General features: G+C 76.2%; 13 protein-coding genes. 7 read left to right on the top strand and 6 right to left on the bottom strand.

The genetic code is table 11. The annotated features are described in order from the left end of the window. Complete coding sequence (locus Sya03_RS14400; RefSeq protein WP_203938792.1) at positions 1-555, top strand: helix-turn-helix domain-containing protein; 555 nt, start codon at positions 1-3, stop codon at positions 553-555. A 1-nt stretch (position 556) separates the two neighbouring features. Here the strand turns inward: Sya03_RS14400 and Sya03_RS14405 are convergent, their stop codons facing one another. Genes Sya03_RS14405 through Sya03_RS14415 form a run of 3 tightly spaced genes read right to left on the bottom strand, consistent with a single transcriptional unit; the run spans position 557 to position 3136 of the window. After that, entirely contained in the window at positions 557-1513 is a 957-nt protein-coding gene (locus tag Sya03_RS14405; RefSeq protein WP_203938793.1) for an ABC transporter ATP-binding protein, read from the bottom strand. Continuing rightward, the gene (locus tag Sya03_RS14410; protein ID WP_203938794.1) at positions 1510-2304 is read right to left on the bottom strand and encodes an ABC transporter permease; all 795 of its coding nucleotides are present in this window, start codon (positions 2302-2304) and stop codon (positions 1510-1512) included. Before Sya03_RS14410 ends, Sya03_RS14405 begins: the two co-directional genes overlap by 4 nt. Continuing rightward, the gene (locus tag Sya03_RS14415; protein WP_239107503.1) at positions 2297-3136 is read right to left on the bottom strand and encodes an ABC transporter permease; all 840 of its coding nucleotides are present in this window, start codon (positions 3134-3136) and stop codon (positions 2297-2299) included. The genes Sya03_RS14410 and Sya03_RS14415 overlap by 8 nt, the downstream gene beginning before the upstream one ends. Before the next feature lie 131 nt (positions 3137-3267). Here Sya03_RS14415 and Sya03_RS31550 point away from each other — a divergent pair, with 131 nt between their 5' ends. Continuing rightward, positions 3268-6486 carry a WG repeat-containing protein gene (locus Sya03_RS31550; RefSeq protein ID WP_275411447.1) on the top strand — a complete coding sequence of 1073 codons (3219 nt, stop codon included), beginning with the start codon at positions 3268-3270 and terminating at the stop codon, positions 6484-6486. Positions 6487-6501: 15 nt separating this feature from the next. Beyond that, positions 6502-7500: an aldo/keto reductase family protein gene (locus tag Sya03_RS14425; protein WP_203938796.1), complete on the top strand. Its 999-nt coding sequence runs from the start codon at positions 6502-6504 to the stop codon at positions 7498-7500. 35 nt (positions 7501-7535) lie between these two features. Here Sya03_RS14425 and Sya03_RS14430 read toward each other — a convergent pair whose 3' ends face one another. Then, positions 7536-8318, bottom strand: a complete 783-nt coding sequence (locus tag Sya03_RS14430) for a site-2 protease family protein (RefSeq protein WP_203938797.1) — start codon at positions 8316-8318, stop codon at positions 7536-7538. After that, positions 8315-8512: a hypothetical protein gene (locus Sya03_RS14435; RefSeq protein WP_203938798.1), complete on the bottom strand. Its 198-nt coding sequence runs from the start codon at positions 8510-8512 to the stop codon at positions 8315-8317. Before Sya03_RS14435 ends, Sya03_RS14430 begins: the two co-directional genes overlap by 4 nt. Before the next feature lie 118 nt (positions 8513-8630). Between Sya03_RS14435 and Sya03_RS14440 the strand changes: the two genes are divergently transcribed. Both Sya03_RS14440 and cobS read left to right on the top strand, forming a co-directional pair. After that, complete coding sequence (locus tag Sya03_RS14440; RefSeq protein ID WP_203938799.1) at positions 8631-10433, top strand: bifunctional adenosylcobinamide kinase/adenosylcobinamide-phosphate guanylyltransferase; 1803 nt, start codon at positions 8631-8633, stop codon at positions 10431-10433. Continuing rightward, positions 10426-11160 (top strand): adenosylcobinamide-GDP ribazoletransferase, encoded by a 735-nt coding sequence (gene cobS, locus Sya03_RS14445; protein ID WP_203938800.1) that lies wholly within the window; start codon positions 10426-10428, stop codon positions 11158-11160. Before Sya03_RS14440 ends, cobS begins: the two co-directional genes overlap by 8 nt. 1 nt (position 11161) lies before the next feature. On the opposite strand, the gene gcvT is transcribed toward cobS, so the two are convergent. Beyond that, entirely contained in the window at positions 11162-12277 is a 1116-nt protein-coding gene (gcvT, locus tag Sya03_RS14450; RefSeq protein ID WP_239107505.1) for a glycine cleavage system aminomethyltransferase GcvT, read from the bottom strand. Positions 12278-12400: 123 nt separating this feature from the next. On the opposite strand from gcvT, the gene Sya03_RS14455 reads away from it, so the two are divergent. Together Sya03_RS14455 and Sya03_RS14460 are read left to right on the top strand one after the other, a co-directional pair. Then, on the top strand, positions 12401-13954 hold the full coding sequence (locus tag Sya03_RS14455) for a leucyl aminopeptidase (protein WP_203938802.1): 1554 nt from the start codon (positions 12401-12403) through the stop codon (positions 13952-13954). A gap of 63 nt (positions 13955-14017) precedes the next feature. Next, positions 14018-14983, top strand: coding sequence for a cellulose binding domain-containing protein (locus tag Sya03_RS14460; protein WP_203938803.1), 966 nt, complete (start codon positions 14018-14020; stop codon positions 14981-14983). Positions 14984-15000: the final 17 nt, after the last annotated feature.

Here is a 15000-nt window from a genome sequence, read left to right on the forward strand (position 1 = left end):
ATGTCCGACGGGCCCCTCGCCACGATCGCCGCGGCGCTGCGCCGGGAGCGCGAGCGCGCCGGCATCTCCCTGGCCGAGCTGGCCCGCCGGGCCGGCCTCGCCAAGTCGACGCTGTCGCAGCTGGAGGCGGGCAACGGCAACCCCAGCGTCGAGACCCTGTGGTCGCTCGGGGTGGCCCTCGGCGTGCCGTTCAGCCGGCTCGTCGAGCCGCCCGTGCCCGCCATCCGGGTCGTCCGCGCCGGCCAGGGCATCGGCGTGCCCAGCGAGCAGGCCGACTTCGTCGGCACCCTGCTCGCCGCCGGGTCCGCGCACACCCGCCGCGACCTGTACGTGGTGGCCCTCGAGCCCGGCGCCCCCCGGCACGCCGAGGCGCACATCCCCGGCAGCACCGAGCACGTCGTCGTGTCGGCCGGGCGGCTGCGCACCGGCCCGGAGACCGACCCCGTCGAGCTGGCGGCCGGCGACTACGCGGCCTTCCCGGGCGACGTGGCGCACGTCTACGAGGCGTTGGAGCCCGGCACCTGGCTGGTGCTCGTCATGGAGCACCGCGCCTGACTCACGAGCGGTACAGCCGGGCCACCACGTCCTCGATGGCCGGCTCGCGCACCGACAGGTCGCGCAGCGGCGCCGCGCCCGCCAGCGCCGCCACCACCGTGCCCGCGCCCACGCCGCCGTCCAGCGACAGCTGCACCCGGTGGCCGTCGGCCTCCACCGCCTCCACCGTGGCGCCGGCCACCGCGAAGCCCGCGGGCAGCGGCGCGTCGAGGTCCGCCACCAGCACCCGGCGCGAGCCGTACCGGCCGTGCAGCTCCTCGATCGTGCCGTCGTGCACCACCCGGCCGTGGTCGACCACCACCAGGCGCCGGCACAGCCGCTCGATGTCGGCCAGGTCGTGCGTGGTCAGCACCAGCGTCACGTCGCCGGTGGCGCCCAGCTCGGCGAGGAAGCCGCGCACCGCCTGCTTGCTGACCACGTCGAGGCCGATCGTCGGCTCGTCCAGGAACAGCACCTCCGGGCCGTGCAGCAGGGCCGCCGTCAGCTCCCCGCGCATCCGCTGGCCCAGCGACAGCTGCCGCACCGGGGTGTCCAGGAATGCGTCCAGCTCCAGCAGGGCGCGGCAGCGGCGCAGCCGGGCCGCGTGGTCGGCGGAGGGCACCCGGTAGATGTGCCGCAGCAGCCCGAACGACTCGCGCAGCGGCAGGTCCCACCACAGTTGCGAGCGCTGCCCGAACACCACCCCGATGCGCAGCGCCAGCCGGGTGCGCTGGGCCACCGGCGTCAGCCCGCACACCCGGACCTCGCCCGCCGTCGGCGCCAGCACGCCGGTCAGCATCTTCAGCGTCGTCGACTTGCCCGCCCCGTTCGGGCCGATGTAGCCGAGCATCTCGCCCCGCTCCACCGCCAGGTCGACACCGTCCACCGCGGACACCGTGCGTCGCTCGCGGCGCAGCCGGCCCGCCTTCACCCGTACCGTGAAATCCTTGCGCAGCCCCGCGGCCGAGATGATCGTCATGACCCCGTACTCCGGTAGTGCCTGATCCCGAGCCGCCACACGGCGGCGGCCGCGCCGGCGGCGGGCAGCGCCACCAGCGGCGCGGCCCAGCCCGACCAGGCCGGCAGGCCCAGCGGGTCGGCGCGGCCCAGCAGGGCCAGCGCCGGGTGGTAGCCGACGAAGGCGAACCCGAGCCCGTACGCGAAGGTGTTGCGGAACCAGCCCTCGAACACCGGCACCGGGTAGCCGGCGAACTCCCGCCCGCCGTAGGTGACCGAGTTCGCCAGCTCGCCCGACTCCACCCACCAGAACGCGACGCTCGCCCCGGCCACGAAGAACGCCCCGAAGAACGTCACCGCGCCCGCCACCGTCGCGGCCAGCAGCGCCGCCCGCGCCGGCGTCCACGTCACCCCGGCCAGGTGCAGGGCGACCGCCAGCACGGCGAGGGCGAACAGCGACCGGGAGACCTTCTTCAGCGGCATGTCCATGAGCAGCAGCTGCGGCAGCGCGCCCAGCGGCCGCAGCAGCACGGTGTCCAGCCGGCCCGAGCGCACGTACGTCTTGACCCGCTCGATGTTGCCGACCGCCAGGTCCGCCAGCGCGAACGTGCACGCGGTCAGCGACACCATCACCAGCACCTCGCGCACGGTGAAGCCGCCCAGCGTCCGGGTCACCGAGAACAGCACCAGCACGGCCAGCACGTCGAACACGATCACGCCGAGATTGCTGAAGAGCTCGACCGCGAAGGACGCCCGGTAGGCGGTCACCGACCGGAACTGCCCGGCGAACAGCGCCCAGTACGCCCTAGCCACCCTGCAGCACCAGCCTGCGCTCGGCGCGCCGCTGGGTCCGGTCGCAGGCGAGCAGCAGCAGCGCCGCCCACACCGCCTGCAACGCCACCAGCCCGCACTGCAGCGCCGGGCCGTCGCGCTCGACCAGGACGTCCAGCGGCGTCTGCATCAGCCCCGGGAACGGCGTCGCCACCCATAGCGCCACCGCCACCGGGTCGGGCAGGAAGCGCAGCGGGAAGTACAGCCCGGCGAGCACCCCCGAGCCGACCCCCCACAGGACGATCGGGCCGCGGGCGTCCGCCAGCCAGTAGGCGGTCGCGTTGACCAGGTACCGGCAGCAGAAGCTGCACACGGTCGCCAGCAGCACCGACAGCGCGAACAGCGGCACCGTGAACCACCGGCCGGGCACGTACAGCCCGAACACCAGGGCGCCGACCACCACCGGCGGCAGGAACCGGGTCAGCACGGCCTGCCCGGCGCGGCCCAGATCTTCGGCGAGGTAGGCGACGACCGGGGGCAGCGGTCGTAACAAATCGGTGACGACGTCCCCGGACCGGATCCGTTCGGACAATTCCGTCCAACTCCACATGAGAACGACGGTCAGCAGCCCCTGCGCCACCCATACGAAGGTGACGATCTGCCGACGGTCGTACCCCACCGCCGCACCACCGGCCGCCACCACCGCCAGCAGCACGTACACCTTGATGAAGCCGAACACGACATTCGTCGTCGCACCCGCCACGGCGGCCTGCCGATACGTCGAGTGACGCCGGTACCCGGCCGCCGCCAGCGCCCCGAACGCCCGGACCCGCGGCCACGAGATCCAATCGGCAGTGGCGGTGGGCCCATGCACGCCGTTAATCTCCTCTCGCACCCCGCGAGGCACGGAGCCGGGCGACTCTACCCGGAGCCGCATCGTGCCCACCGCGCTTTTTCCGACAAGGTGGCCGCCATGACGGATCGACGCCCCCACCGGGCCCTTCCGTGAGCGGCTGGGGCTCCGCCGCGGGCGGCGGCTGGGGCGACGAACCCGACTGGGCGCACGAGAGCACCTGGGAGTGGGAACCCCTGCCCGGCCAGCGCTACCCGGGCGACACCGGCCAGAACCCCCGCGGCCACACCACCCGCACCCAGGACGACACCCCCACCCCGCCACACCCCGACGCGGAACGCACCCGCCGCGTCGTCCCCCCACAGCCGGGCCCCCGCTCCGACCGCGTCGCCCCCGCCTACGGCACCGCCACCGCCCACCCGGCGGGCCGTCCCCTGCCCCCTTCCCCACCCCCACCGCCGGACGCACCGTCGGACGGACGGCGCGCCGCCGCCGCCGGCTGGGCCGCGCCGACCCAGCGCTGGACCCCACCACCCCTGGACACCCACCACCGCGCGGCGGCGCCGCCGCCCCCTCCCCCGCCCCTGCCGCCTCCGCCGCCGCCTCCCGCTCCGTCGGAGGGGACGCCGCGGCGGGGCGCCCACGCGGCCCCCACCGGCGAGTACTCGACCTTCCACCGCCGCCAACCGTTCGGCCCCCGCCCCACCCCGCCGGCCATCGGCGAGGCCACCACGGAACGCCGGCCCCCGGCCGCCCCGGTCACCCCGGCGATCCCGTGGGCACCCCCGCCGTCGCCACCCGCCGCCGCCCCGGTCACGCCGGCGCTGCCGATCACCCCACCGGTGGTCCGTGACGCGATGGCCCCACCGGTGGCGCGGGCCGCTCCGGCGGCCCCGGCCCCGGTGGCCCCGCCGACCGCGCCCTCGGTCCCGGCCGCCCCGCACCCTGCCGCGCCTCCGCCCGCGAAGCCGACCGACTCACGGCCGGCGACGCCGCCTGCGCCCGCGAGCCCGGCCCCACCCGCGAGCCCGCCGCCGGCTCAGGCCGCGAGCCCGGCCGCCCTGCGGCCCGTGCCGCCGGCCGCACCGCGGCCGGTGCCGCCTCCCGTCTCTCCCCCGGCGGCGCCGACGTCGCCCGCCGGCGGCGGCTGGTTCGACGCCGCGGCGAAGCCGGCCGCCCCCGCCGCCCCTGCCGCCCCGGGGACACCCGAGCCTCCGGCCCCGGCCGCGGAGGAGCCGGCGGACCCGCGGATGCGCGCCCTCGGCGCCGCGCTGCGCGAACTGCTCGCGGACCCCGGCCCGGCGCCCGCCGACCAAGCCGTCGACGACGAGCCTGCCGAGGCAACCCCGCGCGAGACGGGCGAGCCGTCGGGGGAAACCGCCCGCGAGTCCGCCGAGACCACCGACGAGACCGCGACCTCAGAGATGGAGGCGGGTACCGCCCGGGAAACCGAACCGACGACATCCGAGACCCCGGAGGCCGCCACCCGCGAAGCCGCGGAGACCGCCACCGGCGGTACCGCGAAACCCACCGCCCGCGAGACCACGGACCTCACCACCGACGAGACTGCGGAACCCACCACCGACGGGACCGCGGACCTCACCACCGAGGAGACCACGGAGCCCACCGGCAAGGCCCCGGAGGTCACCGCTCGCGATACCGCGGAGCCCGACCACCACGACCCGGTCGAGGCCGCACCCGAGACCGCCGACACCCCCACCCCGCCCACGGCCGGGAACGAGCCCACGACCGAAGAACCCACCACCCCGGCCGCATCCGAAGTGGAGCCGGAACCGGAACCGGACGAGCCCGGAAGCGAGCCAGCGCCCGACGAGCCGGCAGCCGACTCGGAGGAACCCGCCGCCGGACCGGACGATGTGGACGGTCAGGGTGAGGCCGACTGGTTCGCGGACGAGCCCGTCTCCCCCGCGCCCGCCACCGTGCTGCCCGTGCCGGAGTCCGCCGCCGGGGCGGCCACCGTGTTGCGGGCGCCGACCGTGCTGACGCCGGTGATCCGGCCGCGGCAGGAGACGGCCCCGGCGGCGGGTGCGGCAAGGGTGCTGCGGGGCGATCCGGAGCAGGTGCTCGGGAGTTACCCGTGGCGGTTCCACCCGGACACGCTGCGGGAGATCGTCGACGACGCCGACGAGTTGCGGGCGGTGCGGGACCGGCTGACGGTGAAGCTGGAGGCTGCCACGATCGACGCGGCCCGGGCGCGGCTGCTGGGGTTGCGGGCGGTGGTGTCGCGGATTCTCGGGGATCTCACGGCCGCGCTGGCCGACGGGCGGGACGCCCTGGCCATCGCCGAGCGGACCGGGGAGTTGCGGCGCACGGCGATCGTGCAGGCGCGGCTGGCGCACGTGTTGCAGTGGCGGGGTGACTTCGCGGAGGCCGACCGGCTGTTCGAGGAGGCGAACTCGCCGGAGCTGCCGGACCGGCTGCGGGCCACCATGCACGAGCACGCCGGGCGGTCGTGTTTCGACCAGGGGCGCTACATCGAGGCGTGCATCCACTTCGAGAAGGCGCTGGACCTGCGCAAGGTGGAGGACCCGGAGCTGATCGCGCGCACCGAGCTGGCGCTGGACGCGGTGATGGCGCGGGTGGCGGAGTCGGGCTGGGGCCCGTACCCGCGGACCCGGGACGAGATCCTGCAGCTGCGGCGGCCGCCGGTGCCGGCGTTCAGTGAGCGGGCGCAGCGGTGGGGTTACCGGGACCACGACGGGTCGGTGGCGGTGCCGCCGCGGTACGCGGACGCGCAGCCGTTCCACGACGACCTGGCGTGGGTGCGGCGGCCGGAGAGCCGGGCGTGGGAGCTGATCGACACCGACGGTGTGACGGTGGTGGAGGCGGCGGCCGGGTTCGTGGGCGCGAACTCGTTCTCGGACGGGCTGGCGTGGGTGTCGCGCGACGGGCGGGGCGGCTGGTGCGCCATCGACCGGACCGGGCGGATCGTGATCGACACCGGGTTCGACGACGTGCGGCCGTTCCGGCGCGGGGTGGCGGCGGTGCGACGCGGCGGGTGGGGCGCGGTCGACGCGTCGGGGCATATGGTGGTGCCGCCGCGGTACGCGGCGTTCGTGACGGCGCTGACCGACGGCCGGTACGTGGACGGCTTCACCGACGAGGGCCTGGCGATCGTGGAGACGATGTCGGGTCAGGGGGTGATCGACCGCACCGGCAAGGTGGTGGTGCCGCCGCGGCACCCGGCGCTGGTGATCCACCCGGTGGCGTTCCTGGTGGCGGGCGCGGACGGCCGGTGGGGCGCGCTGGACCGGCGCGGCGAGCCGCTGATTCCCGTGGCGCACGCCAGCCGGGGTGACGTCGCCGACGAGATCGATCGGCTCCTCGCGGACACGTACCCGTTGCTCTGAACGTAGGGTCGGGGCATGGAGTTCCGTCACCTCGGCCGTTCGGGCCTGAAGATCAGCGAGATCGCGTACGGCAACTGGATCACCCACGGCTCCCAGGTCGAGGAGGAGGCCGCCGCCGCGTGCGTCAAGGCCGCCCTCGACGTGGGCATCACGACGTTCGACACCGCGGACGTGTACGCGGGCACCCGCGCGGAGGCGGTGCTGGGCCGGGCGCTGTCGGGCGTGCGGCGGGAGGGTCTGGAGATCCTCACGAAGGTGTACTGGCCGACCGGGCCGGGCCAGAACGACCGCGGCCTGTCGCGCAAGCACATCCTGGAGTCGATCAACGGTTCGCTGGTGCGCCTGCAGACCGACTACGTCGACGTGTACCAGGCGCACCGCTACGACTACGCGACGCCGCTCGAGGAGACGATGCAGGCGTTCGCCGACATCGTGCGCGCCGGCAAGGCCCTGTACATCGGCGTCTCGGAGTGGAAGGCGTCGGAGATCCGCGCTGCGCACGCGCTGGCGCAGGACCTGAGGATCCAGCTGGTGTCGAACCAGCCGCAGTACTCGATGCTGTGGCGGGTCATCGAGGCCGAGGTGGTGCCGACGTCGGAGGAGCTGGGCCTGGGCCAGGTGGTCTTCTCGCCGATCGCGCAGGGCGTGCTGAGCGGCAAGTACGTGGTGGGCCAGCCGCTGCCGGAGGGCTCGCGGGCCCGCGACGAGAAGTCGGGCGCGCAGTTCATCTCCCGGTTCATGACCGAGGAGGTGCTGGGCACGGTGCAGCGCCTGAAGCCGCTGGCCGAGCAGGCCGGGCTGTCGATGGCGCAGCTGGCCGTGGCGTGGGTGCTGCAGAACCCGAACGTGTCGGCGGCGATCATCGGCGCGTCCCGGCCGGAGCAGGTGCGTGACAACGCGGCGGCGGCCGGCAAGAAGCTGGACGCCGACCTGCTCAAGGCGATCGACGACGTGCTGGACCCGATCGTGGAGCGCGACCCGGCCCGCACGGAGAGCCCGGCGAGCCGGCCCTGACGGTCACGGACCGGTGGGTCTGACGGGACGCCCCGTCAGACCCACTGGGTCCAGAAGCGCATGAGGTCGAGGCCGTAGGAGTACAGCCGGGGGTCGAGGCCGAGCAGTTCGGCGAGCCGGAAGACGCCGCCGAAGAAGACCCGGCCGACGGACGGCTGCCAGAGCAGCGCGAACAGCAGCAGGAACCCGAACGGCGCCACCTTGTCCCAGCCGCGCCGCCACGTGGGCGACAGCCACGGGTACAGCATGTTGCCGCCGTCGAGGCCGGGCACGGGCAGGAAGTTGAGCACGCTCGCCATCGCCTGGAGCATGCCGAGCAGCGCCAGCGCCGCCCAGAACTCGGGGTGCGCGCCCAGGTCGGGCGCGAACCAGAACGGCACGGCGAGCGCCAGCGCGAACAGCACGTTGGTGGCGGGGCCGGCGAAGCTGACCAGGCTGTGCCGCAGCCGCCCCGGGATGCGGTGGTGGTCGACCCACACGGCGCCGCCGGGCAGGCCGATGCCGCCGAGCACCACCACGATGACGGGCAGCACGATCGACAGCAGCGGGTGGCTGTACTTCAGCGGGTTGAGCCGCAGGTAGCCGCGGCCGGCCACGCCGGTGTCGCCGAACCGGTAGGCGACGAGCGCGTGGGCGTACTCGTGCAGGCACAGCGACACGATCCAGCCGGCGACGACGAAGCAGAAGACCAGCACACCGGCGTTGCCGGCGCCGGACCAGACCGCCAGGCCGGACCCGGCGAAGGCCGCGAGCACGGCCAGGAAGACGGGGCTCGGCAGGAACGCGCTGCGGGGTACGGTGCCCGCGTCCGGTCTCATTCGGCCGGCTGCAGGCTCATCTTGTAGTCGACCCGGTCGTCCTCGACCAGCGCGACCGACGTGACCCCGCTCGCGGCGAGCTCGCGCCACGCCTGCCCGATCCAGCTCTCCGCGTCGGCCTGGCTGCTGAACGTCTCGGCCGGACCGGTGACCTGCTGACCGTCGACGTTCTCGTAGCGCCAGCTCCACGGCATGTCGTTTCTCCCTCGCGTCGTGACCCTCCGACGCCCCAAGCCTACGGCGTGCGGCCGGGCGCACCCTGTGGACCATGCCGCCAGCGCCGGGCGCGGGCCCGGCCTTAAGGTACGGGGCATGTCGGTTGACGGGTGGAACTCGGTCCTCGTGCTCGGCGGGATCCGGTCCGGCAAGAGCGGCTTCGCGGAGGCGCTGGTGGCCGGTGCGGCCAGCGTGCGGTACGTGGCGACCGCCGTCGGCGGGGGCGACGATCCCGAGTGGCTGGCCCGGATCGAGGAGCACCAGCGGCGGCGGCCGCAGTCGTGGACGACGGAGGAGACCGGGGCCGACCCGGACCGGCTGGCGCAGCTCCTGACGGCGGCGAAGCCGGACGAGACGATCCTCGTGGACGACCTGGGCGGCTGGATCGCGGCGGTGCTGGACCCGGAGCGGCAGCCCAGCGACGACGTGGCGACCGTGGCGGCGCTGGCCGAGGCGGTGCGCGCGTCCGCGGCGCGGGTGGTGCTGGTCAGCCCGGAGGTGGGGCTGTCGCTGGTGCCGATGACGCCGGTGGGCCGGGCGTTCGCGGACGCGCTGGGCACCACGAACCAGGCGGTGGCGCAGGTGTGCGACCGGGTGGCGTTCGTGGTGGCGGGCCAGGCGACGTGGCTGAAGCCGTCGGCGGACGGGCTGCCGAGCGCGGCGTCGGTGGTGCCGGACGACGCGGGCGCGGCGGCGGCCGACGCGGCCGGGGCGGGCGGCGCGTACTCGCCGGACGCGGTGCTGGCCGCGGCGCCGACGTCGGCCCTGCCGACGATCACCGCGCGAGCGCCGGAGACGGACGAGACGCCGGACGACGCGCCGCGGGCCGACGCGTTCAGCGCGCCCACCATGGCGCTGCCGCTGATCAGCACGGGCACGGTCATCGCGCCCGGCATGGACCTGCCGCTGCCCGACGACGACGCGGGCACGGCGGCCGCCGAGCGGCTGCTCGGGCTCGACCTGCCCGGCGCGGGGCTGGGGGCGCTGCGCGGGGCCGTCGAGTTCGCCGCCCGCACGCAGGGCACCGCGACGCCGCGGCCGTGGCGCAGCGTCGCCGTCATCGCGCTGCACGGCACGCACGCGGGCGGGGCGGCCGCGGGGGCCGACGCCGGCGACACGGCGCGCCGGGCGGCCGAGGCGCGCGACGGGCACGGCCCGCTGGCCCGGCTGGCGGCGGAGGCCGGCGCCACCGTCGACGTGGTCGACGTGCCGGCCGCCGGGGCGATGGAGAGCGGCCTGGCGCTGGACCCGGCGGACGTGGACGCCGCGCTGCGCACCGGCTGGGAGCTGGCCGACGCGGCCGTCGACGCGGGCGCGGACGCGGTGGTGCTGGCGGCGTTCTCGGCGGGCGCGGAGGCGGCGGCCGCCGCGGTGGTGGCGGCGACGACGGGCGCGGAGCCGGTGGCGGTGCTGGGCCGGGTGGGCGTGCCCGGCGGGTACGTGGACGACGCGGCGTGGATGCGGCGCTGCGCCGCCGTGCGCGACGCGCTGCACCGCATCCGGCAGAGCCCGCGCGGCGCCCGCGACATCCTGACCCAGCTGGGCGGCGGCGACATCGCGGTGGCGACGGGCGTGCTGCTCGGCTCGGCGGCCCGGCGCACCCCGGTGCTGGTGGACGGCCCGGTCGGCATCGCGGCGGGGCTGGTGGCCCGCGACTTCGCGCACCAGACCCGGCACTGGTACCTGCTGCCGGACCACGGCGGGCAGCCCGCGGTGCGCCAGGGCGCGGACGTGCTGGGCCTGGACCCGGTGCTGGAGCTGCGCCTCGACCTGGGCGAGGGGGCGAACGCGCTGGCCGCGCTGCCGCTGCTGAACGCGGCGATCGGCCTGGCCGGCAGCGTGGGCGCGCACCCGGGACTCGACGACGCGAGCGCGTTCGCGGGCCCGGACGGTGCGTGACGGCCTGCGCCTGGCGGTCACGACGCTGACGGTCCTGCCCGTGCGGGCGGGCCGGGTGGACCGGGCGGCGGCGCGGGTGGCGATGACGGCCGCCCCGCTGGTCGGCGCGGCGCTCGGCGGCGTGCTCGGCGCGCTGCTGTGGGCGGCCGGGCTGGTGCTGCCGGCGGCGGTGGCGGCGGTGCTGACGGTGGCGGCGGCCGCGCTGCTGACCCGCGGGCTGCACCTGGACGGGCTGGCCGACACGGTGGACGCGCTGGGCTCCTACCGGCCGGGGCCGGGCGCGCTGGAGATCATGAAGAAGCCGGACATCGGCCCGTTCGGGGTCGCGGCGATCGCGCTGGTGCTGCTGCTGCAGGCGGCCACGCTGGCGGCCGGGCCGACGGCGGCGGGCGTGGCGGTGGCGTTCGCGGCGGGCCGCCTGGCGGTGCCGGTGGCGTGCCGGCGGGGCGTGCCGGCGGCGCGGCCGGACGGGCTGGGCGCGCTCGTGGCCGGCACGGTGCCGGTGACCGCCCTGGCCGCGGTGGCGGTGGTGACGGCGGTGGCCGGGCTGTTCGCGGTGCCGGGCCGGCCGTGGCAGGGCCCGCTGGCGGTGGCGGCCGCGCTGGTGACGGCGGGGCTGCTGACCCGGCACGCGCGGCGGCGGCTGGGCGGCATCACGGGCGACGTGATCGGCGCGGGCGTGGAGCTGTCGACGGTGGCGGCGCTGGTCGTGCTGGCGGTGCGCTGAGTCAGCGCACCGACGGCTGCACGAACGGCGGCTTCACCACCACGGCCGGCAGGCGGCGGCCGCGCACGTCGAGCTCGACCTCGGCGCCGTCGGCGAGCCGGGCGGCCGTGTCGAGCAGCGCCAGCGCGATGCCCTCCTTGCGGGTGGGAGAGAACGTGCCGCTGGTGGTCTCGCCGACGGCCGTGCCGCCCGCGTACACGGTCATGTGGCCGCGGGGCACGCCGCGGCCGGTGAGCACCAGGCCGCGCAGGGTGCGGCGCGGGCCGGCGGCCTTCTCGGCGAGCAGCGCGTCGCGGCCCCAGAACGCGGGCTTCGACCAGCCGACGGCCCAGCCGGCGCGGGCCTGCACCGGGGTGATGTCGAGGGACAGCTCCTGGCCGTGCAGCGGGTAGCCCATCTCGGTGCGCAGCGTGTCGCGGGCGCCGAGCCCGCACGGCCGCACCCCGGCGGCGACGATCGCGTCCCACACGGCGAGCGCGCCCGCGGCGGGCACGACCAGCTCGAAGCCGCGCTCGCCGGTGTAGCCGGTGCGGCAGACGATCAGCTCGACGCCGTCGAGGACGGCGGTGTCGAAGGACATGTAGTCGTGGGCGACGGGCAGCTTCAGCGCGGCCACCACCTCGGCCGAGCGCGGCCCCTGCACGGCCAGCACGGCGTGGTCGGCGTGCTCGTCGGTGACGGTGACGCCCGCCGGGGCGGCCGCGGCGAGCCGGCGCACCACCTCGCCGGTGTTGGCGGCGTTCGGCACCAGGAAGACCTCGTCGGGCGAGACCAGGTACGCGATCAGGTCGTCGACGACGCCGCCGGTCGCGTCGTCGCAGCACAGCGTGTACTGCGCCTGGCCGGGTGCGATGCGGCCCAGGTCGTTGCTGAGGCAGGCGTTGACGAACTCCGCCGCGCCGGGGCCGGTCACCCGGGCCTTGCCGAGGTGCGACACGTCGAACACGCCGCAGTCCTCGCGCACCGCCGCGTGCTCGCGCAGCACCCCGCCGCCGGCGTACTCCAGCGGCATCTCCCAGCCGCCGAAGGCGGCGAACTTCGCGCCGGCCGCCACGTGACGGTCGTGCAGCGGGGAGCGGCGCAGCGGGCTGGTCGGCGGTTCGGCGGAGGCACCCATGCATGGCAACTTACCGGCAGCTCGGGGGGTGGTTAGCATCGGCGGGACATGTCCGGTTGCCGCCGGACCACCCCACCACCGGCGCCCACGAGGTGACCGGCCCCCACGGACGCGGAGAACTGAGTGACCCAGCCCGCCACCACCATCGACCTGGTCGACACCGACCCCGCCGAGCTGCCCGTCGACGCCGTCGTGATCGGCCTGCACTCCGCCGGCCCCGACGGCGGCGAGCCGCTGATCGCCTCCGGCGCGGAGAGCGTGACCGCCGCCTTCGACGGGCGGCTGACGTCGACGCTGGTGCTGCTCGGCGCCACGGGCGCGGCCGGCGAGGTGACGAAGCTCGCCACCCTGGGCACCGTGACCGCCCCGCTCGTGGTGGCGGTCGGCCTGGGCGCCGAGCCGACCGGTGCCGCGCCCGCGCCCGAGGTGCTGCGCCGGGCGGCCGGCACGGCGGTGCGCGCGCTCGCCGGCAGCGCCACGGTGGCGCTGGCGCTGCCGCTGCCCGACGACGAGGCCGCGCCGGACGCCGTGCGCGCCGTGGCCGAGGGCGCGCTGCTGGGCGCGTACCGGTTCGCCGGCTACAAGACCAAGCCGCAGCCGGGCCGCCGCTCCCCCGTCGGCGCGGTGCGGGTGGTCGTGCCGGACGCCGCCGACGCCGCGGTCGCCGCCGAGGCCCGCCGGGCGCCGGTGGTGGCCGCGGCGGTCGCCCGCACCCGCGACTGGGTCAACACCGCCCCGAACGAGCTGCGCCCGCCCGCGTTCGCCGACGCGGTGGCCGCCGCGGCGACGGAGGCCGGCCTGGAGGTCGAGGTCCTCGACTTCGAGGCGCTGCAGGCCGGCGGGTACGGCGGCATCGTCGCCGTCGGGCAGGGCTCGGAGGCCAAGCCGCGGTTCGTGCGCCTGGCGTACACGCCGGAGGCCGCCGCCGAGGGCGCCAAGCGGGTCGCGCTGGTCGGCAAGGGCATCACGTTCGACACCGGCGGCATCAGCATCAAGCCCGCGCAGGGCATGTGGGAGATGAAGTCGGACATGGCCGGGGCGGCCGCCGTGGCCGCCACGATGCTGGCCGTTGCCGCGCTCAAGCCGGCGGTGCCGGTCACCGGCTACCTGTGCATCGCCGAGAACATGCCGTCCGGGTCGGCGTACCGGCCGGGCGACGTCATCACCATGTTCGGCGGCAAGCGCGTCGAGGTGCTCAACACCGACGCCGAGGGCCGCATGGTGCTCGCCGACGGCATCGGGCGGGCGTGCGCGGACGGCTGCGACTACCTGTTCGAGACGTCGACGCTGACCGGCGGGCAGGTCGTCGCGCTGGGCAAGCGCATCGCCGGCGTCATGGGCACCCCCGAGGTGTGCGAGCGGGTCAAGGCGGCCGGCGAGGCCGTCGGCGAGCCGGCGTGGCCGATGCCGCTGCCGGACGACGTGCGCAAGGGCATGGACTCCGACATCGCCGACATCACGCAGGTGGCGCAGGGCATGGACCGCGGCGGGCACATGCTGCAGGGCGGGCTGTTCCTGCGCGAGTTCGTGGCCGAGGGCGTCGGCTGGGCGCACATCGACATCGCCGGGCCGTCGTACCACTCGGGCGAGCCCACCGGCTACTGGAGCAAGGGCGGCACGGGCGTGCCGGTGCGCACCCTGCTGGCGCTGGTCGACGACGTGGCGGCCAACGGCTGACCGTGCGCGGGGCGCGGCCCTTTCGGGCATCCCCGACGGGGCCGCACCCCTTAACGTGTCGACATGACTCGATCTCTGGGCCGCCTCGCCCGGCTGGCGGGGGCGGCGCTGCTCGCCGCCGTCGCCGCCGTCGTCCTGCCCGCCGCACCCGCCCAGGCCGCCACCGGTGACTTCCGCAAGGACAGCGTCTGGGACACCGGCTACATCGGCACCATCACCGTCCGCAACGACCTGCCGTGGGCCGTCACCACCTGGCGGGTCGACCTGGAGCTGGCCGCGCCCACCACGATCAGCAGCGCGTGGAACGCCACGATGACCCGCTCGGGCACCCGGTACGTGTTCACCCCGCCGAGCTGGGCGGCGCCGCTGCCGGCCCGCTCGACCACGAGCTTCAGCTTCGTCGCCGCGGGCCGGGGCGAGCCGGTGGACTGCCGGGTCGACGGCGCGGCCTGCGGCGGCACTGCACCAACCCGCGACGTCGTCCCGCCGGGCGCACCGGCGAACTTCCGGATGGACTTCACCGGCCCGGGCACGGTCACGTACTCGTGGGACGCGCCCGCCGACGCCGACGTGGCCGGTTACCACGTCTTCCAGAACGGCCGCCTGGTGGCGACCACGACCGAGACCAGCCGCACCACCCCCGTGCCGCCGCCGATGGTCATGCTGGACGCGGTCCGGGCGTTCGACGCCGCGGGCAACCTGTCGCCGCTGGTGTACCGCGGCGGCCCGGGCGGCGACCCGGTCCCGCCGAGCGTGCCGGCGCAGCCGCGCATCAACGGCGGCGGCGGGTCCGCCTGGTTCCAGGTCAGCTGGGCCGAGTCGACCGACAACGTGCAGGTCGCGGGCTACGAGGTGCGGCTGAACGGCACCGTGATCACGTCCGTGGCAGGCACGACGGCCTACGTGCCGTACCGCGGCTTCGGCACCTACCAGGTGACGATCCGCGCCTTCGACGCCTCGGGCAACTTCTCCGGGCCGGCCTGGACCGGCATCGCGGTGGACCCGCCGCCGCCGCTGCCGGCCCGCTGACCCGCGCGGACGCCGCC

It is taken from the genome of Spirilliplanes yamanashiensis (assembly GCF_016863475.1).
Taxonomy (GTDB): Bacteria; Actinomycetota; Actinomycetes; order Mycobacteriales; family Micromonosporaceae; genus Spirilliplanes; species Spirilliplanes yamanashiensis.

Bases quoted from the DNA above. Each gene is read 5' to 3' on its own strand.
- Sya03_RS14435 (WP_203938798.1), bottom strand. From the start codon at position 8,512: ATGCCGTGGAGCTGGCGCTACGAGAACGTCGACGGTCAGCAGGTCACC.
- Sya03_RS14425 (WP_203938796.1), top strand. From the start codon at position 6,502: ATGGAGTTCCGTCACCTCGGCCGTTCGGGCCTGAAGATCAGCGAGATC.
- Sya03_RS14440 (WP_203938799.1), top strand. From the start codon at position 8,631: ATGTCGGTTGACGGGTGGAACTCGGTCCTCGTGCTCGGCGGGATCCGG.
- Sya03_RS14405 (WP_203938793.1), bottom strand. From the start codon at position 1,513: ATGACGATCATCTCGGCCGCGGGGCTGCGCAAGGATTTCACGGTACGG.
- gcvT (WP_239107505.1), bottom strand. From the start codon at position 12,277: ATGGGTGCCTCCGCCGAACCGCCGACCAGCCCGCTGCGCCGCTCCCCG.
- Sya03_RS14400 (WP_203938792.1), top strand. From the start codon at position 1: ATGTCCGACGGGCCCCTCGCCACGATCGCCGCGGCGCTGCGCCGGGAG.
- Sya03_RS14460 (WP_203938803.1), top strand. From the start codon at position 14,018: ATGACTCGATCTCTGGGCCGCCTCGCCCGGCTGGCGGGGGCGGCGCTG.
- Sya03_RS14430 (WP_203938797.1), bottom strand. From the start codon at position 8,318: ATGAGACCGGACGCGGGCACCGTACCCCGCAGCGCGTTCCTGCCGAGC.